The sequence below is a fragment of the Micromonospora sp. DT227 genome (genome assembly GCF_049841835.1).
Lineage (GTDB): Bacteria > Actinomycetota > Actinomycetes > Mycobacteriales > Micromonosporaceae > Micromonospora.
In genome coordinates, this window is record NZ_JBNCLA010000008.1 from 339,201 (window position 1) to 362,564 (window position 23,364).

Below are 23,364 nucleotides of genomic sequence, written 5' to 3' on the forward strand. Positions count from 1 at the left end.
CACCCCTCAATATTGTCACGCGCGGTAGCCCGCCGCTTGCAGCGCGAACAGCTCGGCGTACCGGCCGCCGGCGGCGACCAGGTCGTCGTGGCCGCCCTCCTCCACGAGCGCGCCGTCGTGCAGCACGAAGATCCGGTCGGCGTGCCGGACGTTGGCCAGGCGGTGGGTGATGAGGATGGTGGTGGCCCGGCCCTGCCGCTCCCGGATCGCCTGGAACAAGGCTTCCTCGGCGCGCGGGTCGAGGGCGGAGGACGGCTCGTCCATGATCAGCAGTTCGGCGTCGCGCAGGAAGCCCCGGGCGGCGGTGATCCGCTGCCACTGCCCGCCGGAGAGGTCCTGGCCGTGGGCGAAGGTGCGGTCGAGCAGCGTCTCGTACCCGTACGGCAGCTCCATGATCATCCGGTGGGCGGCGGCCTGGTCCGCCGCGGCCTCGATGCGCTCCCGGCGAGGTTCGCCGCCGACGTCGCCCAGCGCGATGTTGGTGGCCGCGGTGAACGGCCAGCGGTGGTGGTCCTGGGTGACCACGGCGATCCGCGACCGCAGGTCGTCGGTGTCCCACTCGGCCATGGGTCGCCCGTTCCAGCAGACGGCGCCGCCGGTCGGTGTGCGCAGCGTGGCGATCAGCGCGGCCAGGCTGGTCTTGCCGGAGCCGTTCTCCCCGACCAGCGCCACCGTCTCGCCGGCCCGGACGGTCAGCGTCACATCGCGCACGGCGGCGTCGTCGCGCCCGGGGTAGCGCAGGCCGGCGCGGCGGACGCTCAGCTCGCGCAGCGGCCCGGGCCGGTCCCCGCCCGGGACGTCCGGCAGGTACGCCGCCGCGCGGGCCAGGAACCCGGTGTAGTCGGCGAAGTGCAGGCCCTCGGTGTAGACCTTGTCGGCCTGCGTGGTGGCGGTGGTCAGGGAGCGCTGCGCGGCCTGTAGGGCGAGCACACAGGTCGCGGCCGCGGCGAGCGGGATGTGCCCGCCCACGAGCAGCAGCCCGAGCAGCAGGTAGACCGCCCCGGTCGCCGCGCCACCGGTCAGCGAGCCCACGGTGGTGGTCGTGGTGACCCTCCGGGCGAGGGCGAGCTGGACGTCGGTCTCCGCCCCCATCACGCGGTCGTACTGGTCGAGCAGGAACGCGCGCAGCCCGTACGAGCGCAGCTCCGGCGCCGAGACCCGCTCGGCCATCAGGCGGTGCAGGATCCAGATGCGGCGCCGGCGTACCGAGCCCGCCGCGTACGTCCGGTACTGCAGGTGCCCGGCCCGCAGCGCGGCCCACGCTCGGGGCAGCGTGGCGACCAGCAGCGCCGGCAGCAGCAGCGGATGGATGACCACCACCGCCACCGCGACGGCGACCAGCCCGACCAGGCCGGCCAGCAGGTTCGTGGTCGCCTGCACCAACCCGGTCGCCGACTCCGGGCCCCGGGAGGCCCGTTCCATGTCGTCGGCGAACGCGTCCGCGTCGAACGCCTCCAGCCGCACGGCCGTGGTCGTCTCGAACAGGCTGCGCTCCACGTCGCGGCTGACCCGCGGCGTCAGCCCGTTCTGCGCGTACCCGGTGACGATGCCCAGGCCGGCGCGCAGCGCGGTCGCCCCGGCCAGCGCCGCGAGCGCGGGCAGCGCGGCGACGACCTTGTCGGCGGTCGGGCCGCCGGCGAACAGCTCGACCAGCACCCGCTGCGTGGCCAGCAGCCCGAACGCGGCGAGCAACCCGCCGCCGACCGTCGCGGCGGCCACCACCGCGGTGCGGGCCCGGTCCGCCCGCCAGCTGATCCGTGTCGCGGCGGCGACCAGGCGGGGCAGCTCGGCCAGCACGGTCAGCAGACCGGCCTCCGCCCGGGTCCGCAGGCCCGTCTCCCACCACATCTCGCGCAGCTCCGGCAGCACCGACTCCGCGGCGGGCGGGCGGTCCCCGGGAGTACGCGGGTCGGCGTGCCGGTCGTCCGCGACGGCGGCCTCGGTCATCGGGTACGCCTCCTCCCGCTGCGCCGCCCGGTCGCGCGCCGGGATCCGGGCTGGAGGTCGAGAGTAGAGCATCGATCCCTTCGATGTCCGGGCACCATGTGTAGCCGCGTCTTCATTCTTAGTGATTAGTTAGCGCGCTGCGCTAGCGTCCCGCACAGCCCAGGGGCCGGTCGGCAACCAGGCCGTCGTGCCCCGCTACCTCGATGGAGGCGACATGACCCAGAGACTGCAGGCGACCCTGCTGGAACTCGCGCCGCGTAGCGGTGGACCGGCCACCGTGGAGCCGCGGATCCACTTCGAGGAGGTGCAGCAGTCGCTGCACTCCGCCAACCGCTGCCCGTACACCTGCGGGCCGTGCACCGACCGCTACAGCGACCGGTGCGTCGCCACCGGGCGCACCGTCTGATCCCGGCCTGACCGCTCCTGCTGCCCGAGGAGGTAGATCTCCGTGTCCGACTGGGAACCCGCGCCGTTCATCCAACGGCTCGTCGACGAACGGTACGGCGGCCGGTTCACGGTGCGCCTCGGGCCGCAGTGGTGCTACGTCGACCGCGAGGGCGTGCGGCTTCCGGACCACGGCTGGAAGCTGCACGTCTCCTCGCGAGCCGAGGACTTCCCGGCGCTCGCCACCCGCGCGGTGCCGTTCCTGCTCGACGCGGGCTGCAGCTTCAAGCTCGCCAGCAGTGGTGACGTGCTCAGCGGGATGAACTACGGCATCGACTCGCCGGCCACCGTCGGCAAGGCGATGACGATCTACCCGGAGCAGGACCGGGTCCGCGAACTCGGCCTCGCGCTGGCCGCGTTGCTGCGCGGGCATCCCGGCCCACGGGTGCTCAGCGACCGCCGCGTCGCCGACGACGCCCCCGTCTACTACCGCTACGGCCCGTTCGTGGCCCGCTGGTACCGGGGCGAGCGCGGGCGCCTGGCGATGCGGATCCCGGGACCGGACGGGGAGTCGTTCGACGCCGTCGCCGACCTCGACTACCGCCAGCCGGACTGGGTGAGCGACCCCTTCCCGCCGGGCGACGACGAGATGCCGGCGCTGCTCGGCGCCCGGTACCGGCCGGAGGACGGCCTCCAGCGGACCGCGCAGGGCAGCGTCTTCCGCGCCCGGGACACCGCCACCGACCGGGTGGTCATCGTCAAGCAGGCCCGGGCGTACGTGGGGGACTCCGGCAACGGCCTCGACGCCCGCTCCCGCCTCCGCAACGAACGCCGGGTGCTCACCGCCTGCGACGGGGTGCCGGGGGTGCCCGGGTTCATCGACCACTTCGCCCACGGCGAGGACGAGTTCCTGGTCACCACCGACGTCGGCGAGCAGGACCTCGCCTACCGGGTCGGAAACCGCGGCGCCATGCTCCGCGCCGGCACGCCGGTGTCGGGCGAGTTCCTCCGGACGGTGGGCGAGCTGGCGCGTACCGTGCTGGCGCTGCACGGGCGCGGCGTGGTCATGCGGGACATCACCCCGCGCAACGTGGTGCTCGGTGCGGACCGGGCGTACCTGGTGGACTTCGGCATCTCCGCCCTGGACGGCCTGCACGTGCCCGGCGGCACGCACGGCTACGCCTCCTGGGACCAGATGCGCGACGGTCCCGCCACCGTCTCCGACGACCACCACGGCATCGGCATGACCCTCGCCTTCGCCGCCACCGGCCTGGCGCCGGTCGTGGGCGAGACCGAGCGTGGCGTGCCCACGCTGCGGATGCTCCAGTCGCTGGACCGTATCCTCGGCCCCGCGCACGCCACCTTCACCGCCCTGGTGGCCGACCTGCTCCACGGGGCCCCCTCGCGGGCCGACGCGGCGCTGCGGGCGCTGGCCGGCGAACGGTGGGCGACAGGTGCCGTCCCCGCCCGCCGCCGGGAGGCGCCCCGTGCCGACCCGCTCGTCGTGGAGCGGCAGGTGCTCGACGAGTTGATGCGCGACGTCGAACTCCGGCAGTTGCGGCAGCCGGCGTCGGCGTTCGCCAACGTGGACGGCAGCGTCTACACCGGCAGCGCCGGGGTCGGCCTGGAACTGGTGCACCACCTGGACGTACCGGGCGTGCCGGAGCTGCTCGACCGGTTGGCCACGCACACCGTCCGGGCCAACGCGCGCACCGACGTGCCGCCCGGCCTGTTCCTCGGCTCCACCGGCAGCCACCTCTTCCTCGCCCGGCTGCGGCAGGCCGGTTTCGACGTGGCGCTGCCCCCGATCCCGGCGGTGCCGTTCGACACCGCCGACGAGCACGACGACATCATGACCGGCACGGCCGGCGTCGGCCTCGGCCACCTCTACCTGGCCGACGTGCTCGACGACCCGGCCCACCTCGACGCCGCCCGGGTCTGCGTCGACCGGCTGCTCGGCAAGACCGAGATGACCCTGTCGGTGACGCTCGACGCCGGGCTGCCCGAGGAGATCGACACCGACCCGACGGCCAGCTACTCCCACGGCCGGGCCGGGCTCGTCGACCTGTTTCTCGCGTACGCCGCACGCACCGGCGACCCGGGTGTGCTCGCGGCGGCCGGGGATCGGTCCCGGGAGTTGCGCGAGCGTACCGAGGTGCTGGTCGCCCGCGCCCGCGATCCCCGCGCGATCCCGCTCTCCGTGTCCTGGTGCCAGGGCCTCGCCGGCATCGGCCGGACCCTGCTGCACGCCGCCGAGGTGTTGGCCGACACCCGGTTCACCGAGACCGCCGTGGCGGCGGCCGACGCCTGCGCCGACTGGATCCCCCGCCTGGCCAACCTCGGTCAGTGCTGCGGAGTGACAGGTGTCGGCGGGTTCCTCGTCGACTGCGCCCGGCACACCGGCGACGACCGGCACCGGCGCGCGGCGCGGGCGGTCGTCGCGCAACTGCTCACCCGCAGCCACGGGCCGGACGACGCGCCGCGGTTCGTCGACGCCAACCGGCAGGACGCGCCGTGGTCCTGGGCCACCGGTAACGCGGGTATCCTCTGCTTCTTCCGCCGGCTCAACCGCTCCGACACGCCGGAGGTCGTGCCGTACAGCCACCTGCCCCGAGGTCACGCGGGGGCGCGCCCCACCCTCGTCGGCGGCTGACCGGTTCGGATGAGGACGCCGCGGTGGTCGACCAGGACCCCGCGCGAGATCGACGGTGTGGCGAGGCGCGTTGCCGACGGGGAGATCGGAGAACGGTGCGGCTCCGGCGCCCACCCGTCATCCAGGGGCTTGCGGCCCGGAACCCGCGGTCGGCGCGGTGGTCGGGGTGGCAGCAGCGGCGCGATCTCGGCCCAGAGATCGTCCGAGACGATCCACGGCGGCTGCTCACCCCTCCGCACGATCAGACCGAACGATCTCCACGTCCCGAAGACACGCCCAACATCATGAAGTTGGGAGTTGTCAGTGACGTCTCGCTACGAGGCGGCATGGTGTAGCTGGCACGGAGCGGACCGACGACGGCTGGCCGGCCGCGCGCCACCGATCTGGCGGTGTCGGAAACGAACGCACGCACAAGCGGCGACAGACGCAGTTCGACGCATCCGCTGGGCGTGTTGCTGAGCATGCCCGCATCAACGAGTTCGTCCACCAGTTCGTCGTCCTCCGGCGGCAGCGGGCTCACCGCATCCGCGGCGACCGGGGCCAACCAGTGCAGCAGTATCTGGGCCGGCTGGCTCAGCGCCAGATAGGCCGACCGGAGGTACTCCCGCATCGACAGGTCGCCGATGCGGAGCCAGCCCAGCACGTCTCCACCACGGTGCCAACCGTCCACCACCTGCCGAAGGACCGTGTGTGGCCGCAGGGCGATCCTCCGGAGCGCGATGTCCAGGGCCAGCGGCAGGTCGCCGCAGGCCGCGGCGAGACGGTCGAGGTCGTCGGGCTCGGCCGTGACGGTGAGGGGCAGGGCCGATTCGATCATGGCGAGGGAGTCGGTGCGCGCCAGTGGTCTGACCTGTAGCCGACGAACGTCTCGTAGTCCCAGCAGCCGGTTGCGGCTGACCAGCATTATCGTGCTCGTGTCACTGTCCACCAGCAGCGGGCGCACCTGCTGCTCGTCCCACACGTTGTCGAGGAGTATCAACAGGCGGCGTTCGGCCGCCAACGTGCGGTACAGGCCCACGCGGTGGTCGAGGGTGCCGGACAGTTGGTCGCCCGACACCCCCAGTGCCCGGAGGAACCCGTCCAGGATGTCGTAGGGGCTGGACACGCTGCGGGCATGGTGCGCGCCGAGGTCGGCGTACAGCTGCCCGTCGGTCGCCTCGGCTGCCTGCGTGTGGGCATGGTGCAGAGCCAGGCCCGATTTGCCGACCCCCGCCGGACCACTGATCACGGTCGGGGTGTCGCCGGGGATCCGCAACCACTCCAGTTCCGCCGCCCGGCCGATGAATCCGCGTGGTCGCTGTGGCAGTTGCATCGGGTACGGGAGCCCGTCGGCGCGCCGGCCCGCCGGCCGTACCCGCGTGGAGAGCCGTACCTCCCCGCCCGTGGCGGCGAGCCAGCGCTGCCGCCAGATGTCCTCGTCGCCACCGCAGGCGGCGACGAATGCGAGCGTCACCGGCAGGGACGGCATCCGGTTGCCGCTCGCGGCGCTGGACAGCACAGACGGCGAGAACAGCGCGCATTCCGCCATCTGGCGATATGTCGGATTCCCCGCCAGCGCACGCAGTTGCCGCAATTCGTCGGCAAACTGGGCGACGCGTTCTCTGGCTTTATTGACCGGCTTCTCGGGTCTGCCCATGATGGTTTCTCCCCCACACGTTGTTCAACACGGCGTAATCGGCTCTCCCGGCGGGAACCGAGCCCTGATGTTCGCCGAACTGTTGAGCCGGTGTCTCCGCTGCCTGATCCGCCACAGCTGATCCCCAGGCACGTCTCGTGCCGAATTCATACGGACGCCGCGTACGCATGTTCATGAGGTGAGGTGTTTGGTTCTACCATTCGCTCAATGTGGGCTTTCGCCTTTTCGCGGCAGTATCGGCCGGGTGGGGTGGATGGCTTTCCGCTGGTCGCTCCGACCGGGTCCGGCGAGATGTTCCGCGCATTGGTGAACGGAGCCGGGATTCGTCATCCGGTGCCCGTCGCGGTCTGATCGCGAGCGAACTGGCCGGTCGTGCACCCGTCCGAGCCCGGCCCCGGTGACAGGGCCCGGACGGGTGCGCCGTGCGGGCGGTGGGTCGGCCTTACCGCCGGGCCGGCGATACTCCCGCCCACCGGCCGGAGGGATCTGGATCACTGAGAAGCGTCGACCCTCGCCGGAACGCGGTCACACCGCCTGTGGGAAGGCGAAGAAGCGGTCCGGGTCGTACCGGCGTTTGACCTGCACGAGCCGCTCGGCGTTCGGCCCGTAGTAGGCCCGCTGCCAGTCTTCGAGGTCGGGGTCGGTGAAGTTGACGTAGGACGCGTCCGGGGCGAACCGGCCCGACTCGACGTAGCGGGCGTGCAGCCATTCCAGGTTGGCGCGAACGACCTCCGGCGAGTCGGTTTCGGCCCATGAGGTGTCGAGGCTGAGCAGGAACCGCGTGTCGCGATGCGGGAACGCGGTGTCCGTCACCGGTACGCGGCTGATCGCCCCGCCCCACGCGAACAGCGCGGCCCCGGCCCCGTCCGCGTTCCCGCTGCCGGGCCACGTCTCCACGGCCCGGACCAGTGCGACCAGTCCGGCCTCGTCGATCGGGTGCGGCACGCAGCGGTTCCGTACCGCGAAGGCGCCGCCGGCGCTGCTGTGGTGCAGGTAGGTGGCGGCGGCCCAGAAGTCCCGGTCCTCGACCTCGGCCCGGTGGGGCCGGGCGACGGCGTGGGCGGGCGCCAGCAACTCGCGCAGCTCCGCTGCCGGGCCGAGGTGGTGGCCCACCACGGACACGACACCCGCGCCGCCGGACGAGCGGGCGATGCCGATGCGGGCGGAGAAGCCGTCCGGCGCCGTCCGCATGATCTCCTGCATCGTGGCGAGCACCTCGACCGCGTGCGACCACGACCACAGCACCAGGCAGGTCGAGCCGGCCGGAGCGGGGCGGACCTGGAAGGTGAAGCTCGTGTTGACACCGAAGTTGCCGCCCCCGCCACCCCGGCATGCCCAGAACAGGTCCGGATGTTCCCGCGCCGAGGCGGTGACCCTGGTCCCGTCGGCCAGTACCACGTCGGTCGAGACCAGCGCGTCGCAGGTGAGACCGTGCGCGCGAGAGATCGTGGTGACACCTCCGCCGAGGGTCAGGCCCCCGATGCCGACCGTGTCGGAGTTGCCCAGCGGGAACGTGACGTCGTACGGCCGCAGGGCCGCGTAGATGGCCTTCATCGGGGTGCCGCCCGCCACCACGGCCTGCCCGTTGTCCGGGTCGAACCGGATACCCGCGAGCTTCCGCAGGTCCAGCACCAGCCCGGAGGACACGGAGTAACCGGCATAGCTGTGACCGCCGCCGCGGGCGACCAGCGGCACCGACTCGGCACGGGCCCAGTCGATGGCTCGGCTGACATCCCCGGCGTGGGCGACCGTGAGGACGGCGGCCGGTCGGATGCCGGCGAACCGCCGGTTCGCCGGCGAGCATGCTTCCGGGAAGCCGGGATCGCCGGGGAGCCGGAGCTCGCCGTCGACGAGGCCGCGCAGCATCCGCCATCCGGTCATCGCGCCGCTCCCGGGATCTCCTCAAGGTACGACACGCCGGCGGCGGTGTGCTCGCCGTAGCGCTGCCAGACCTCACGCAGCACCAGGGTGTCGCCGAGCCACTGCGGCGTGTTGGTGCTGTGCCCGGCGATCACCTCGCCGCCGGCCAGCACCATGGTGTAGGCGAGGCGGAGCACGCCGCGCTCGTCGCAGGTGCCGGTGATCGTGCCGCGCCGAACCCGGCCACCCTCGAATACCGCCCAGACCAGGTTCCCGCGCTGGTGGTACACGGCGCAGGTGCCGTCGCCGCCGCCCAGCGCGCGAAACCGACGGCCGTCGTAGTCGATGCTCACGCGTCCACGTCCAGCAGCCCGGCGGGCATCGTCAGAGTGGTGCCCGGCGGCGGGGGAGCGACCGGTTCGGCATCCAGTTCGACAAGTGCCACCGCGTCGTCGAGCTGCCGGGCGCAGGTTTCCGGGTCCGGGGCGGAGCAGACGACGAACGAGTGGCGGGCGATGTAGCCGCCCGGTGGCAGCCGCAGTGTGGTGCCCGGCTCGACCATGCGGGACGCGAGCACCAGGCCGGGCGCCTGCTCGGGTACGGCGACCGAGTGTACGACGCAGTCGTGGTCGGGGTAGCCGAACCGGATGCCGGCGACGCCGGCGCGACCATGGGTGAGGTCGGGCCGCTGGCCGGTGGCGACGTCGAACAGCACGCTGCCCGGTTCGATGCCGGTGGCGATCTGACCCAGATACGGGATCAGGTCACCACCGAGGCGGCCGTTGACCTCGATGATCACCGGGCCGTGCGGGGTCAGCCGAACCTCGGTGTGCGTGATGCCGTTCTCGATGCCCAGAATCCGATGCGCCGTGACCAGCGCGTCCAGCAGCGTGTCGTCGGACCCCAGCGGGTCGGCGGAGTCCACGACGTGCCCCGTCTCCTCGAAGAACGGTGGCATGCCGGTGGTCTTCCTGGCGACGAACATCGGCAGGTACTCGCCTTTGTGCACGGCGCCGTCGACGCTGATCTCCGGACCGTCGACGAAGCCCTCGACGATGGCTCCACCGCGGTAGGGCTCGTCGCCGATCAGGCTGGCCTCGTGCGCGACCCGGTACGCGAACTCGAGTTCCCGCTCGTCGGAAGCGAGCGAGACCCCCATGCTGGCGCCGAGCGCACGCGGCTTGACGATCACCGGGTACCCGATCCGGGCGGCGGCCGTGCGGGCCTGGTCGAGATCGGCGGTCAGCTCGAACCCGGGTTGCGGCGCGCCGCCCGCGGTCAACCGGGTACGGCAGCTGTACTTGTCCCGGCAACCGTGCACTCCTGGTACGCCCAGGCCGGGCACGCCGAACTCGGCGGCCAGTTCGGCCGCGGGCATCACCAGCGGCTCGTCCCAGCACATCAACCCGGTGACGGTGTACCTGCCGGCCAGCTCGCGGGCGGTCTCGGCGAGCAACCGGTGATCGAACACGTTGACCACGACGATGTCGTCGAAGTACTCGTGCTGCCAGGTCGGCCGGAGATTGTTGATCAGCACCAGCCGCAGCCCGGCCTTACGGGCACGTTCGGCGACGGCACGGACGATGTACTCGCGGTAGAGCCTGAGGCCGCTGCCGACAACGAGCAGCGCGCCGGGTGCGGGTGCGGTCATGAGGGTGTCCTCCAGGGTGCGGTGGGTGTCATGGGGTCGACGCCGCGGCACCCGCGGCTCGACCCCGGAAGCTCGTCGACGACCGCGTCGACGGCATGCGGAGCGGTGCGGAATCCGTCGCCGCCGCTGGCCGGGCGGGCCCAGGCCCGGAGCCCGATCCGGACGAATCCGGTGTCCCCGCCGGCCGCGGTGGCGTAGTGGCAGTGCCGCACGCGCACGACGTCGTACCGGTGGACGTCGGCCACGATGCCGGCCGAGAGCACCCGGGCGGCCCAGCCCGCTCCGTCGTCCGGATCGGACAGCGTGGTCACCCCACGCCGGACGGCGTCGGTGCTGATCTTGAGCAGGGTGCCCGCCACCGCGGGCAGCAACCAGGCTCGGCCGTCGGCGCCGATCCCACCCGCGGCGGGTGCCGCCGCCCAGCTGTAAACCAGCTCAGCCGGTGGCCGCAGATAGACCATGGTCTGCCGGTGCAGCGTCACCGGCAGGTCGATCAGGGCCGCCGACCAGGGCCCGGCCGTGACGAGCACCGCGTCACCGGACTCGACCGAGCCGTCGGCCAGCAGCACCCGGCCGGTGTCCGGTCCTACGCCGACGACCTCCCGGCCGGGCCGCAGGTCCGCCAGCCGGTGACGCCGCAACCACCGGACCGCTGCCCGCAGGATGCGGTCGGCGAGCAGGACGCCCGCGTGCGGCTCGAACACGACCGCGGCGCCGGCCGGAAAACCGATGTGCGGACGGTCCGCCGGATCGGTGACCCGGATCGGCAGCCCGGTGGCTTCGGCCGTGGCGACGGCCGAAGCGACCCCGTCGGGAGGGAGCGCCGTCAGCACCCCGACGCGCCGATAGAGGCGGGCGCCCGACAGACCTCCGCTGATCAGGGCGTCCAGCTCACACCAGCGGCGGTGCAGTCGTGCCGCTCGTCCGGTGCCGGCCACGTCGCCGGTGGCGAGGGCGCGCAGGACACGGTGCTGGTCGAAGGACGTCGACTCCGGATGCGGGATCGGGCCGTGCTCCAGCAGCACCACGCGGTGCCCGGCCAGGACGCACCGGATCGCGGAGAGCAGCCCGGTGACGCCGGCACCGACCACCACGACCCGCGGCCGGTTCCGGTCCGCCTGGCAGGTGGCCCCGGTCATCGCCCGCCCCTCGGCGCGGCAAGCCGCGGCAGCGGCACCGGAACGACGGAGGTGATCTCGGCGGGATCCGTGCTGGCGGTCGCGGCTTCCCCCAGGGCCTGGGCCGCCAGGTCGACCAGGATCGGCGCGGCCGACCGGAGCAGCCAGCCGACCTCGAAGCAGAAGTCACCGGCGTCGTCGTCTGCCGCCGGCCAGCGGTCCAGCCTGGCCAGGTGCTCGCTGATCGCCTCCGCCGCGCGGTTGAGGCTGAACCCGGGCAACTCGTAGGACGCCGCGAACCGGTCGGACATGCGAGCTGCGGCGTGTCGCGAGCGCGCCGACACCGGCAGCGGGCCGCGCCCGACCCAGCGGTTCACCCGATCGGCGACCCGGTTCCACGGCCCGGTCAGTCGGGACTCGGTGACTCTCGACAGCGCGTCCCGGCTGAAGCTGGTCCGCTGGTGTTCCGGGCTGGTCGTGGCCAGGTAGAACCGGATCAGGTCGCGTGGCACCTCGGCAGCCAGGTCCCGGCCCCGCACCACATGTCCGCGGCTGGTGGAGAACTTCTGGTGGTCCAGCTCGTAGAACTCGTTGGTCAGGTAGCGGGTGGGCAGCTCGTAACGGTCGTCGCAGGCCAGCAGCATCGCCGGACCGGTGATGGCGAACGGGTAGAAGTTGTCGAATCCGAGGAAGTAGACGATCTCCGACTCGCTGCCGGCCCGCCACAGTCCGTCCTCGCCGGCCGGAGGGTGTCCGCGGCTCTCCGCCGCCAGCGCCGAGCAGTGCATGCTCCACGCCATCGCTTCGGCGTTGGGGTTGACCACCTGCCCCGCGACCTCCGGAAACGGCACCTTGATGCCCCACGGCACCGGATAGGTCACCGGGAAGTCAGGCAGTGGTCGGGACAGCACCCGCGCCATCGCCTGCACCATGTGCGGCCGCATGCCGTCGGCGTGCCTCTCGAAGTGCGTGCGGAGCCGGTCGTGATAGCGCTCGACCGGGAGGACGAGCACCCGGGCGTCCCGCAGCGGTACCGGCTCGTCCGGGTCCAGGGCGGACCGCACGTTGAGCAGCTCGCCCGCCGGCACCAGGTGCCCGCAGCTCTCGCACAGCCCGGCGCAGCCCTCGGCCAGGCACTCCGGGCAGTTGCCGGACACGAAGCCGTCCACCAGGAACTGCCCGGTCCGCTCCGAGTACGGGAACGGCATCGTCCTCAGCTCCAGCCGGCCTGCCGCGCGCAGCCGGCCGATGAAGTCGACGACCCACCCGGTGAATCGGTCGTCGTCGCCGGTGTAGCTGTCGACACCGATTCCCATCGTCCGCAGGGTCGACTCGATCTGCGCGGCCGAGGTGGCCACCAGCTCGTCCGGGTGGACGCCGCGACGGTGGGCGGTCGTCACCACGAACGTCGAGGTGTCCTGGCAGCCGGTGCCCAGGAGCACCTCCCGCCCCAGCGCCCGCGCGTAGCGGGTGTGCACGTCGGCGGCGAGGAACGGGCCCGCGATGTGCCCGAGGTGCAGGTCCCCGTTCGCCGTCGGCGCCGGCGAGATGACCACCGTCCGGGTGCTCATCGACGATCCGCTTCGTGCCGGGCCAGGAACGTCGCCGACATCTCGGGGTCCCACCAGAGTCCGTAGTACTCGAAGTCGGCGGGGCCGTCGTTGACCACCCGGTGGGTGGAACCCGGCGGCAACCGGACGATGTCGCCCGCGGCGAAGGGATGCCGCGCCTCGTCGACGACCACCGTGGCGGTGCCGGAGACGGCGATGAAGATCTCGTATTCGTGGTGGGAGTGCGGAGTCGACTCGGTCCCGGCACGCAGGACGCACCAGGCGCCCTCGAACGGCGCGTTGAGCGCCGGCCAGGGCAGCAGGCGCTGGCCGTCGATCCCGTAGGCAGGCTCCAGACGATCACGGTCGAGGCGGCGAATGTCGATCATGCCCGCACCGCCAGCGCCCGGTCGGCCGATACCTGGTCGACGCCGGCGCCCCGGTCGGCGACACGGCGGTCGACGATGTCGCCGACGATGTCGGCCGAGCGTTGCGCGAGCACGCTGATGAGCGAGTCGGAGATGCCGTGCGTGGCTTCGTTGACGCCCTGGAGGTACAGGGCGCCCCTGGCGTCCGCGCCCAGATCGACGCGGTAGTGCCGGTTGACGGTGACCTTCGGCAGACCGATGGTGTCGGCCAGTTGGCGCACCATCGCCGGCATCCGTGAGTCGAAACCGGTGCCCAGGAAAAGCGCGTCGCATCGGACCTGCTCCACGCTGTCGTACCGGAGGTCGCGAACGTCGAGCACCACCTCCGCACCGCCGCCGGGCACGGGCTCGACCTTCGCCCCGACGACCTCGGTGAGCCCGCGGACGCTGGAGACGGGCTGGCCGAGCATCTTCTGCCGGTAGATCATGGAGTACAACTCGTCGAGGAACGGCGGCGCCAGGCCCGCGTAGTTCGTCAGGTGCATCTCGTTGAGCACCCGGTGGCGAACCTGGTCCGACATGCCGAAGAAGGTGTCCACGAAGGACGGGTAGAACAGCTCGTTGACGAACTTGCTGGTCTGGTAGTTCTTGAGGGCGATCGAGCGCAGCAGCATCACGGGCGACGAGCCGGGGGCGTCCTGGTGCAGCGCCATGAACATCTCGGCCGCGCTCTGCGCGCCACCGACGACCACCGGCCGCAGTGGCCCGTCCGGGCGGGCCAGGCTCGTGGCGGCGCCGACCCGGCTGCCGTACTCGGTGCTGTGGATGACGCGCTCGGTGGGCAGGCCGCGGAACACCTCGGGCACGAAGGCGTCCCGGCCGCCACCGAAGACCAGGTCGCGGCAGACGATCGTGTCGCCGTCGGACAGGTGCACCACAAAGCCGAGCACCGCGGCGTCGTCGGCTCGGATCGGCTGGATCCGCTCGGCGCGGACCTGGTACCGCACCCGGACGTGCTCCAGCGTGTCGGCCACCCACTGCTGGTAGGCCGACAGCTGCCACCGGAACGGGTTGAACGTGCCGAGGTTGACGAACGCGTCGAGTTCCCCGTTCTCGTGCAGGAAGTTCAGGAACGAGAAGCGACTGCGCGGGTTCCGCAGGGTCACCAGATCCTTGAGGTACGACACCTGACTGCGGGTCCAGGGCAGAAGCAGATTCCGCTGCCACTTCACATCCCCGTACTGCTCAAGGACCATGGCCCGGCCGGCGACCTCGGGTGAGTCGCACTCCTCGAGGGCCACCGCCAGCGCGAGGTTCGACGGACCTGCGCCGATCATCAGAACATCCACGTCGTGGACAGACACGTGTATTCCTTCCGGGACGGGTGTGATGTGCCGCGACGGCACGCCGTGGGGGCGCGGCGCACCGTCGACAACAGCGTTTTCCGGCTGTCGTGCATTCACTCAAGCCGAAGTACGCATTGATGGAAAGCATTGGGGGCGGAAGACAATCAAGTGATCGTGACCGTGGTCGATGAGTTTATCGGTATGGCGGATACGACCTTTGTCGGCCGAATGAAAGGGGTCCGGATGTGTGGCGCGCGAGCGGTCCGGTCGCGGCTCCGGCCGGATCGCGGCAGGATCCGGCCGTCGACTCGGCAGCTGTCATCCGCGGCCATCCGTCGCCGCCGCGAATTCTGCTGGGAGCTATTCCCACGGGGGTGTGTGAATTGGTTATTCTGCGCGGTCAAAACTTCCGACCAACTCTTCGGCGCGCTGCAATGGCAGCCAGAGGTGGGAGGGGCGGTCTTCGATGTCGTGCCCGCCCGCCACCTGACGACGAGCCACCTGGAGACATCGCCGTGACCGCCACCATCGACAGACCCGCCGGTGTGCTCACCGTTCTACGCCGGACCCCGACACCGGTGCGTTGTCTGCTCGGGGGCGTGCTGGTCAACCAGCTCGGCGCGGTGGTCCAGACGTTCATGGTGCTCTACCTGGTCTTCCGCGGGTTCTCCGCCGGGCAGGCCGGCACCGCGATCGCCGCCTACAGCGTCGGATCGGTGGTGGGCGTACTCGTCGGCGGCGAGCTGATCCACCGCATCGGCCCGCGCGGCGCCATCACCGTCGCGATGCTCGGTTCTGCCGCGATCCTCGCCGTCCTGCCTCTGCTCAGCCGACCCTCGACGTTCGGCGTGCTGATGGTCGCCATGCTGCTGGCCGGGCTCGCGACCCAGAGCTACCGTCCCGCCGCGGCCGTGCTGTTGAGCGACCTGATGCCGGAAGACCTGCGCGTCATGGGCTTCTCGATGATGCGCATCGCACTGAACATCGGCGCCGCGCTGAGCCCGCTGGTCGCCGCCGGGCTGATCCTGCTGGACTGGAACCTGTTGCTGTGGTTCGACGCTGCCACCGCTCTGGTCTACGCGATCCTCGCCCGCTGGCTGCTGCCCGACCTGCGGACCGGACGAGGGGCGCCCGGCGCGGCTGTCCAGGGCGCGAGCGGTACCCGCATGGTGTACGGCATCCTGTTGCGCGACAGGCGCTTCTGGTTCTTCCTCGTCTCGACGCTGATCGGTGCGGTCATCTACGTCCAGTTCAACGTCGTCCTCCCGCTCAAGATCAGCGCCGAGGGGCACTCCACCGGTCTGTACAGCGGCGTACTGGTCACCGCGTCGATCGTGCTCATCCTCTGCGAGCTGAAGATCACCGCGAGCGTCGCGCGTTGGCCCGGCCACGTCGCGGCCACGGCGGGCACCGTGCTCATGGCAGTCGGCGCGGCCAGCTTCGGGGTCAGCGGTGGCTCGGCCGTGGCGCTCGTCGCGTGCACCGTCGTGTTCGTGTTCGGCACCATGATCAACGGGCCCACCATGTTCGCCTACCCCGCCACGTTTCCCGCGCCGGTGAACGCCCGCTACATCAGCGCGCACCAGGCGACGTTCGGCCTGGGGATGGCCGCCGGCCCGCTGGTCGGGGTCGCGGCGTGGGTGTGGCTGGGCAACGGGGTCTGGTGGCTGTGCGGCGGACTCGGCCTGGTGGCGGCCTGGTGCGCCCGGCTCGGAATGAAGACCCCGCGCCAGGCGCCGTAGTGCGACCGCCGCGCGACGTCGCACGCCAGATGACGGGCCCCGTCCGAGGGCGGGCCGGAATGTCCCGATCGAGCACGCCGTGCAAGGAAAGGTTGATCCCGATGAGCGACATCCGCCATGTCTCCGGCGACGAACGCCTGCGCACCGCCTTCACCCTCTATCCGTACGCCTTCGACGAATCGCCGTCCCCGGACGCGGCGGAGGGCCTGGCGAGCATCCTCCCCTTTCACGAGGGCAACCACACGCTGATCGCTGAGGACGGTGGCCGGACGCTCGCCACGGCGGCGGCGATCCCGACGCACCAGAACCTGCGCGGCATCGTCATGCGCATGGCGGGCATCGCCTGGGTGGCCACCCATCCCGCGGCCCGCCGACAGGGCCACTGTCGTCGGTTGATGCGCCGGCTTCACCGCGACATGCTCGACACGGGACACCTGCTGGCCACGCTCTATCCCTTCCATCCGTCGTTCTACGAACAACTGGGCTACGTCGGGCTGCCACTCAACCGTACGGCGACGTTCGCGCCCGAGGGGTTGGCGCCGCTGCTGGGCGTCGAACTCCCCGGCGACGTGTCCTGGCAGGGAATACCGGATGGCTTCGAGGTCTACCGCGCCTTCCAGCGACGCCTGCTGGCGCAACGGCACGGTTTCATGTTCACCCCCGACTACCGAGCTGCCCGCATCCTCGCCCCCGCCGACCGGTGGCTCGCCGTCGCCTCGGTCGACGGGGAGGTGGTCGGTGTGCTCACCTACCGCATCGACGGCTACGGCGGTCGCCTGCACGGTGACGAGTTGCTGTACACCAGTGGGCTCGGGCGGGCGTTGTTGCTCCGGTTCCTCGCCCAGCACGTCCACCAGGTCGCCGAGATCGCGGTCACCGTCGCGCCGGACGAGCACCCCGAGACCTGGGCGGGCTCCCTTGCCGTCCGGACCGAGGCGACGGCGGCCTTCCCCACGTCACCGCCCCTCATGGGTCGGCTCCTGTCGATGGACGCGCTCCGCGACGTGCCTTGTGGCTCCGGACGGGCTCAGATAGAGATCGTCGAGGATGAGCTGCTCGCGGGGCGGTATCTGCTCGACGGAACCCGCGGGACGATCGACGTCACCGTCGCCGGACAGGGCGGGGAGAGGGCCACGCTCACCGCCGCTGGACTGTCCGGACTGGCCTACGGTGTGCTGGACCCGGCCGACGTCGTCGCGCGTGGCCTGGGTGACATCTCCGACAACGTGGCGGCCGAGCTACGCGCACTGCTGCCTCGCCGCACGCCGTACGCGTTCGGTAAGGGCTGATCCACCCGCCTCGCTGTCAGTGCTGAGTCGGTGCCGGGACCGCTCGCCATACGGGGGCGATGTTCTCGACCTTCTCGATCATGCCGTGGCAGTAGTGCGCGTTGTGCTCCAGGGTCTGCGTGGCCATGTTGGGGAACTGCAACCGCTTGTGGTCCACGATGTAGCCGGGGCCGCCGGCGGGCAGCCGCGCGGCGTCCTGTAGCTCCTCGGTCCACTCGCTGGCCAGTTCGACGGTGTACTGGCGGCCGGTGCGGCCGAGGACCCGGACGGCTGCGCCGGCGCCGGACGGCTCGTCCAGCGGTGTGTTGGAGTAGACGTACGGGCGGTTGATGGTGTCGATCTCGAAGCGGGCGCGGGCCTTCGGGTCGGCCCACCAGTCGCGGCTGGTGGCGAAGTCGCGCAGTTGTTCGGCGAACACGTCGCGATGCTGGTGCAGCGCGAGGTGGACGAAGAGGCCGTAGTTGCCGAGGTCGTAGTAGTCGGCGCTGGCGATCGAGTGTTCGACGAAGCGCACCAGTGGGTCGTCGGGGCGGCTGCGCCAGTAGTCGACGAACTCGGAGAACAGGGCCGCGAAGGTGGTGACACCGGCGCCGACCAGGTACTCCGCGACGGTGCGCAGGCTGCGGGTGTTGTGCAGCGCGTGCACGGCGTAGAAGAAGCGCATGCCGTCGGCGAAGTCGGCCGTGCTGGCCTCGCGGGTGGCGATCACGATGCGGGCGTCGGCGACGTCCCCGCCGGCCGGCCGGGTGGTCAGGCCCAGGCGATCCCGGTTGTGGTAGATGGGGGTGTTGTTGAGCAGCAGGTGGGAGTATGCGATGACGGTCTGCGCGCCGTTGTCGCAGAGCTGCCCGATGCCGCTCTTGAAGGAGTCGAGTGTCTCGCCGGGCAGCGGCCAGATGAGTTCGATGAACGAGCTGACCCGCTTCTCGCGCAGATCCTGTTGGAGCGCGGCGAAGGCGCTGAGCTTGATGTTGGAGCGGGCGACCAGGTCCAGGACACGGGGCTCCATGCTCTGGATCGACACCGGCTGGGAGGCGACGAGACCAGCGTTCTGGAAGATTTCGGTGATCTTGGTGACCGCCTGCGGCTTGTTCTTCGCCGCCGAGAAGTAGACCGTCTTGGGCATGCCGTATTCGCGGGTGCAGTCGGCCATGTGCTGCGACAGCTCGATGTCCCGGCCGAGCATGCCCCAGTTGGCGTCGACGAGGTACACGAAGAAGACGTTGTTGCGTCCCATCCAGGTGATCTCGTCGCGGACGCGCTCCTCGTCGAACCGGTACACCCGGTCGTTGGTGGCCGCGCCCCAGTAGCAGAACCCGCAGTGGTAGGGGCAGCCGCGGTTGGTCTCCAGCAGGCCGATGGTGTATTCGTCGTCGAACAGGCCGGTGAGGTACGGCGAGGGAATCTCGTTGAGGTTGGCCAGCCGCGGCGGTGCGGGCGTCGTGATGAGCTGCCCGTCGCGGCGCACGCTGAGGCCGGGGACCTTGGTCAGGTCCGGCGTCGTTTCGGTCAGCTCGCGCAGGTACGCGGCGAAGATGCCCTCGCCCTCGCCGTTGCAGACGGCGGTGACCGTGTCGGTCGGGCTGAGCTGCTGGTCGGCGTGTTGCATGACCTGGGGGCCGCCGAGCAGGACGGGCACGTGTGGTCTGGCGGCGCGCAGCGCGGCCAGGACCTGCCGCACCAGGCCCATGTTCCACACGTAGCAGCTGAACGTGTAGATGTCGGCGTCGAGGTCCAGGACGTGGCGCGTCACCTCGGCGGCCGGGGTCTTGATGCTGGTGGTGTACGTCCGGTACACGTACTCACCGGTGAGGACGTCATCGGCGCGGGCATACGCTTCCAGGTATCCGGAGACCAGCGGGGTGATCCGCTCAAAGACGGAGAGCTCAACCATGCCGACCGTTCGCATCGGTGTTCCCCTTGTCACTGTCGTGGCCGGTGGCGTTCATCCACCGGCCTCCCTGCCGTTCAGGCTGGCGCGAGTGGCGAGCCGGTGGGCGCGCCGACGTAGAACAACCCGAAGCCACCGAACTCGACGGGCTCCGCGGCGAGCCCCGCCGCGCGGAACCACTCGGCCAGGCGCGACGGGTGGTAGGCGACGGTGTCGAGACCCTCGTCGTTGCGGAACCGCACCCCGTCAGCGTCCTCGGTGAGCCGCAGCCCGGTGTAGCCGCAGGCGTCGTAGTACTCCCGCCGCCGCCGCGACGCGTCCCGGTCCGTGCGATAGGTGCTGATGGCGAACGGCAGGCCGCTGCCGGCCAGCGCGGTCAACACGGCGCGGGGCCGGGCCATGTTGCCGAAGCTGTTGAACGGGAACAACGCCACCGCTCGCCCCGGTGGCAGTGCCACGGCCGGCAGCTCCTCGGCGTCGGCGAGCGCGAAGCGGTACCGGTCCGCGGGCAGCGCGCGATCGGCCAGCCGTGCCCTGCCCTCGGCCACGTAGCGGGAAACGACGTCGACGCCGACGTACCCCAGGCCGCGGCGGACCGCCCACTCAAGATGCAGGCCCGACATGCTGCCGACCTCGACGAGCACGTCGACCCCGGCACTGATCGAGTCCAGCATCCGCTCCTCGTGCGCGAGCAGCGCCTGCACCACCGGTGGGAGCAGGTCGGCGTCCACCAGCCGGTCGCCGGCACCGCTCGCGTAGAACTGGGTGGTCACCGCGCACCACCACCGCTCGGCCGTTCGTAGAGCGCGTGGAATGTCGCCCGGATCTCCTGCACCTCCGCCAGCACCGGCGGCGCGCAGCCGCTGAGCGGGTAACGCGTGGTGGCTTCCCCGAAGTCGTCGAACGCTTCGGCCCACTCGCCGGCGGGCACCGACCATTCGCTGTACCGGTAGCCGGTGCCACCGTCGGAGCCGCGCAACGGATGTTGGGTGGCCCAGTTGAGGCTGACCGGCCACGGTCCGCCGTACCGGTCGCGCCAGTCGCTCAGCTGGCGCAGGAGGGCGAGCCGGTCGCGGTGCGGCTCGCCGAGGCCGAACAGCACCGCCGCCCCGGTCTGGACGCCGAGCTGGGTGAGCTGGTCGATGGCCTGCTCGGTGCGGCTCATCCACGCGGCCCCGTCCGGCCGCCGGTCCTTGCTCATGCCGCCGATGCCGCCCGGGTCGAGCGTCTCCACCCCGATGAAGACGTAGTCCATGCCGACCTCGGTCAGTCCCTTGATGAGGTCGGTGCGGCTGAGGATCTGGTCGATGGTGAACTGCCCGCCGAACCGGATGTCCAGGTCGGTCCGGTCCAGCAGGTCGACCAGCCGGGTGATCTCCCGCGGCGATCCGCCGAGAATGGTGGAGTCCTCGATGAAGGCGCTGGCGCCGCGACCGGGCGCGTCGGCCGCGACCACGTCGCTGACGGCGCGCAACTGCCGGACCAGGCGGTCGGCGCCGTTGCCGAGGTCGACCAGGCCGCCGGTGACGCTGCGGCGTTCGCTGCAGAAGTCACAGTCGAAGACACAACCGTTACCGGTGTCGCTGAAGACGTGCCCGGTGAGCCGGCCGCCGAACACGTCGAAGCTGGCGCCGACGCCGAAGATCTCGGCCGGGCTCGGTAGCTGGTCACGGCTGAATGTCGGCCGCCGTGAGGTGACCGCGCGCGGCAGGTCGCCGTCGGCCCAGCTGGCTATCCAGTCGCCCGGCTCGTCGGCGATCCCGGCGGCCAGGTCGGCGGACGTCGCGGGCTGGGTGGCGGTGGCGATCACCTCACCGAGCCCCGCGATGACATGCTCACCCGGACCGGCGACCACCAGGTCGAAGACGGGCGGCAGGGTGCCGTCGGCGATCAGGCGCACCGGCGACCCCGGATGGTGCCGCACCGTGCCGCCGGCCTGCCAGATCGTCTCCGACGCGTGCCGGCCGCCGAGGACGACGTGGACCCGGTCGCCGAGGCGCTGCTTGGCGCGGACCGCGCAGGCGACCGCGCCGGGCAGACACACCGACATGGCGCCGAGCAGCAGCAGGTTCGGCTCGAACCGCTCCAGGAGCGCATCGAACCGCGCCATGTCCTCGACCAGGCTGTGCATCAGCAGCACCGACTCCCGCCGGGACGCGCGGCCTCCGGCCCAGTTCGAGTCGCCCCAGGCGCCGGTGCCGTTCGCCGCCCGCTGCCCCGCGACCCGGCACGCGTTGAACAGGCTGGCGGGGTCGGCGCTGGTCAGCGTGTGCCGGCCGAGCCCGCTCGCGGGCAGCTCGGGCGGGGCGACCGCCACGACGCGAAGTGCCATCTCCTACCTTCCCTTCCGTCCGTGGCGGAGGTCAGGCCCCGGATGACCATTCGGCCAGCACTCGCCGTAGTTCTTCCGGGGTGGTGACGTCGATGCGCCCGATCGGGCGGTCCGGCTCCTGGAGCGCGGTGGTGAGGAACTGGCTCCACCGCTCGATGAGCGTCCGCACGGTCGCCGGGTCGAACAGGTCCGTGGAGTATTCGAGGACGCCCGCGAGCCCGGCCGGGCGACCGTCGTCGTAGCTCTCCCACAGGCTGAAGAACAGGTCGAACCGGGACGTTCCGGTGTGCGCGGGCTGGTAACTCGCGGTGATGCCGGGCATGTCGAGTCGGCCCTCCGGTGTGTTCTGCAGCGCCAGCATGACCTGGAACAGGGGATGGTGCGCCAGGGACCGGGCCGGGCTGACGGCTTCGACGAGGTGCTCGAACGGCACGTCCTGGTGGGCGTACGCGGTGAGCGCGGTGGACCGGGCCCGCTCGACGAGCTCACCGAACGTCGGGTCGCCCGACAGGTCCATGCGCATCACCAGCGTGTTGACGAAGAAGCCGACCAGGTCGTCGAGCTTCTCGTCGGTACGCCCGGCGATCGGGGAGCCGACCGGCACGTCAGTGCCCGCACCGAGCCGGCTGAGCAGGCCGGCCAGCCCGGCGAGCAGCACCATGAAGGCGGTCGCGCCGCGGGCGCGGGCCATCGTCACCACCCGCTCGTGCAGGACGGCGTCCATGGTGAAGCGGTACGTCTCGCCCTGGTAGCTGGCGACGGTCGGGCGGGGCCGGTCCGTGGGCAGGGTCAGCGCGTCGGGCAGCCCGGTCAACGTGGTGCGCCAGTGGTCGGTCTCCTGGGCCAGGCGGCTGGCCGGGTCGGTGCCGACGCCGAGCGTCTCGTGCTGCCACACCGTGTAGTCGGCGTACTGCACCGGCAGCGGCTCCCACCGCGGCGCCTCGCCGGTGAGACGGGCGGCGTACGCGCTCGACAGGTCGCGGGCGAGTGGCGCCATGGACCAGCCGTCTGCCGCGATGTGGTGCATCAGCAGCAGCAGGACGTGTTCGCTCGGGCCGAGGCGGAGGAGCGCGGCGCGCAGCGGCAGGTCGCGTTCGAGGTCGAAGCGCGTCTGCGCGGCGCGGGCGAGCGCGTCGGGCAGCGTCTCGGCGGTGACCGTCTCGACGGCGATCGGGACGTGGACTTCGGCCGCCGGCTTGATCTCCTGCCACGGCTCCCCGTCCCGCTCGGGAAACACCGTGCGCAGACTTTCGTGGCGGCCGACGACGTCGTTGAGCGCGGCGGTGAGCGCGCGGACATCGAGCCGGCCGGACAGCCGCAACGCCAACGGCACGTTGTAGGTCGCCTCGCCCTCGAACCGGTGCAGGAACCAGAGCCTGCGCTGGGCGAAGGACAACGGTGCGCCGTGCGCGTGGTCGCGGGCCTCGATCGGGGCCCGACCGTCGTCGTCGTTCTGCAGGTGCTCGGCGAGCAGTTTCGCGGTGGGCGCCTCGAAGAGGGTGAACACGTCCAGATGCACGCCGAGTGTGCTGCGGATGCGGCTGATGAGGCGGGTGGCGAGGAGGGAGTGTCCGCCGTGGTCGAAGAAGTTGTCGGT

The 23,364-nt window shown here is 71.5% G+C and carries 18 protein-coding genes; 5 read left to right on the top strand and 13 right to left on the bottom strand.

The window, feature by feature from the left end:
* Positions 1-15: 15 nt before the first annotated feature.
* Positions 16-1,947, bottom strand: coding sequence for an ATP-binding cassette domain-containing protein (locus ACLQ2W_RS26015; RefSeq protein WP_425789529.1), 1,932 nt, complete (start codon positions 1,945-1,947; stop codon positions 16-18).
* Positions 1,948-2,161: 214 nt separating this feature from the next.
* Here ACLQ2W_RS26015 and ACLQ2W_RS26020 point away from each other — a divergent pair, with 214 nt between their 5' ends.
* Positions 2,162-2,353 (top strand): hypothetical protein, encoded by a 192-nt coding sequence (locus tag ACLQ2W_RS26020; protein WP_181567895.1) that lies wholly within the window; start codon positions 2,162-2,164, stop codon positions 2,351-2,353.
* 42 nt (positions 2,354-2,395) lie between these two features.
* Positions 2,396-4,984, top strand: a complete 2,589-nt coding sequence (lanL, locus tag ACLQ2W_RS26025) for a class IV lanthionine synthetase LanL (protein ID WP_425789469.1) — start codon at positions 2,396-2,398, stop codon at positions 4,982-4,984.
* 241 nt (positions 4,985-5,225) lie between these two features.
* Here lanL and ACLQ2W_RS26030 read toward each other — a convergent pair whose 3' ends face one another.
* A complete protein-coding gene (locus ACLQ2W_RS26030) occupies positions 5,226-6,620 on the bottom strand; it encodes an NB-ARC domain-containing protein (RefSeq protein WP_425789471.1) in 1,395 nt (464 codons plus the stop codon).
* A 207-nt stretch (positions 6,621-6,827) separates the two neighbouring features.
* Between ACLQ2W_RS26030 and ACLQ2W_RS26035 the strand changes: the two genes are divergently transcribed.
* Positions 6,828-6,971, top strand: coding sequence for a hypothetical protein (locus ACLQ2W_RS26035; protein WP_425789473.1), 144 nt, complete (start codon positions 6,828-6,830; stop codon positions 6,969-6,971).
* A 174-nt stretch (positions 6,972-7,145) separates the two neighbouring features.
* Here the strand turns inward: ACLQ2W_RS26035 and ACLQ2W_RS26040 are convergent, their stop codons facing one another.
* Genes ACLQ2W_RS26040 through ACLQ2W_RS26070 form a run of 7 tightly spaced genes read right to left on the bottom strand, consistent with a single transcriptional unit; the run spans position 7,146 to position 14,531 of the window.
* On the bottom strand, positions 7,146-8,501 hold the full coding sequence (locus ACLQ2W_RS26040) for an FAD-binding oxidoreductase (protein WP_425789475.1): 1,356 nt from the start codon (positions 8,499-8,501) through the stop codon (positions 7,146-7,148).
* Positions 8,498-8,833: a hypothetical protein gene (locus tag ACLQ2W_RS26045; protein WP_425789477.1), complete on the bottom strand. Its 336-nt coding sequence runs from the start codon at positions 8,831-8,833 to the stop codon at positions 8,498-8,500. Before ACLQ2W_RS26045 ends, ACLQ2W_RS26040 begins: the two co-directional genes overlap by 4 nt.
* Positions 8,830-10,131: an ATP-grasp domain-containing protein gene (locus tag ACLQ2W_RS26050; protein ID WP_425789479.1), complete on the bottom strand. Its 1,302-nt coding sequence runs from the start codon at positions 10,129-10,131 to the stop codon at positions 8,830-8,832. The genes ACLQ2W_RS26045 and ACLQ2W_RS26050 overlap by 4 nt, the downstream gene beginning before the upstream one ends.
* Positions 10,128-11,270 carry an FAD-dependent oxidoreductase gene (locus ACLQ2W_RS26055; protein ID WP_425789481.1) on the bottom strand — a complete coding sequence of 381 codons (1,143 nt, stop codon included), beginning with the start codon at positions 11,268-11,270 and terminating at the stop codon, positions 10,128-10,130. The genes ACLQ2W_RS26050 and ACLQ2W_RS26055 overlap by 4 nt, the downstream gene beginning before the upstream one ends.
* The gene (locus ACLQ2W_RS26060; RefSeq protein ID WP_425789483.1) at positions 11,267-12,820 is read right to left on the bottom strand and encodes a class I tRNA ligase family protein; all 1,554 of its coding nucleotides are present in this window, start codon (positions 12,818-12,820) and stop codon (positions 11,267-11,269) included. The genes ACLQ2W_RS26055 and ACLQ2W_RS26060 overlap by 4 nt, the downstream gene beginning before the upstream one ends.
* On the bottom strand, positions 12,817-13,188 hold the full coding sequence (locus tag ACLQ2W_RS26065; protein ID WP_405090219.1) for a cupin domain-containing protein: 372 nt from the start codon (positions 13,186-13,188) through the stop codon (positions 12,817-12,819). Before ACLQ2W_RS26065 ends, ACLQ2W_RS26060 begins: the two co-directional genes overlap by 4 nt.
* A complete protein-coding gene (locus tag ACLQ2W_RS26070; protein WP_425789485.1) occupies positions 13,185-14,531 on the bottom strand; it encodes a SidA/IucD/PvdA family monooxygenase in 1,347 nt (448 codons plus the stop codon). The genes ACLQ2W_RS26065 and ACLQ2W_RS26070 overlap by 4 nt, the downstream gene beginning before the upstream one ends.
* Positions 14,532-15,028: 497 nt before the next feature.
* On the opposite strand from ACLQ2W_RS26070, the gene ACLQ2W_RS26075 reads away from it, so the two are divergent.
* Both ACLQ2W_RS26075 and ACLQ2W_RS26080 read left to right on the top strand, forming a co-directional pair.
* Positions 15,029-16,255, top strand: coding sequence for an MFS transporter (locus ACLQ2W_RS26075; protein WP_425789487.1), 1,227 nt, complete (start codon positions 15,029-15,031; stop codon positions 16,253-16,255).
* Between the two features lie 101 nt (positions 16,256-16,356).
* Complete coding sequence (locus ACLQ2W_RS26080; protein ID WP_425789489.1) at positions 16,357-17,544, top strand: GNAT family N-acetyltransferase; 1,188 nt, start codon at positions 16,357-16,359, stop codon at positions 17,542-17,544.
* Between the two features lie 16 nt (positions 17,545-17,560).
* On the opposite strand, the gene ACLQ2W_RS26085 is transcribed toward ACLQ2W_RS26080, so the two are convergent.
* The 4 genes from ACLQ2W_RS26085 to ACLQ2W_RS26100 form a co-directional block, all read right to left on the bottom strand.
* Positions 17,561-19,438 carry a cobalamin-dependent protein gene (locus tag ACLQ2W_RS26085; protein WP_425789491.1) on the bottom strand — a complete coding sequence of 626 codons (1,878 nt, stop codon included), beginning with the start codon at positions 19,436-19,438 and terminating at the stop codon, positions 17,561-17,563.
* Between the two features lie 74 nt (positions 19,439-19,512).
* Positions 19,513-20,208 carry a class I SAM-dependent methyltransferase gene (locus ACLQ2W_RS26090; protein ID WP_425789493.1) on the bottom strand — a complete coding sequence of 232 codons (696 nt, stop codon included), beginning with the start codon at positions 20,206-20,208 and terminating at the stop codon, positions 19,513-19,515.
* Complete coding sequence (locus ACLQ2W_RS26095; protein ID WP_425789495.1) at positions 20,205-21,767, bottom strand: B12-binding domain/radical SAM domain-containing protein; 1,563 nt, start codon at positions 21,765-21,767, stop codon at positions 20,205-20,207. Before ACLQ2W_RS26095 ends, ACLQ2W_RS26090 begins: the two co-directional genes overlap by 4 nt.
* 31 nt (positions 21,768-21,798) lie before the next feature.
* The coding region (locus ACLQ2W_RS26100) for a condensation domain-containing protein (RefSeq protein ID WP_425789497.1) at positions 21,799-23,364 on the bottom strand (1,566 nt) is incomplete at its 5' end.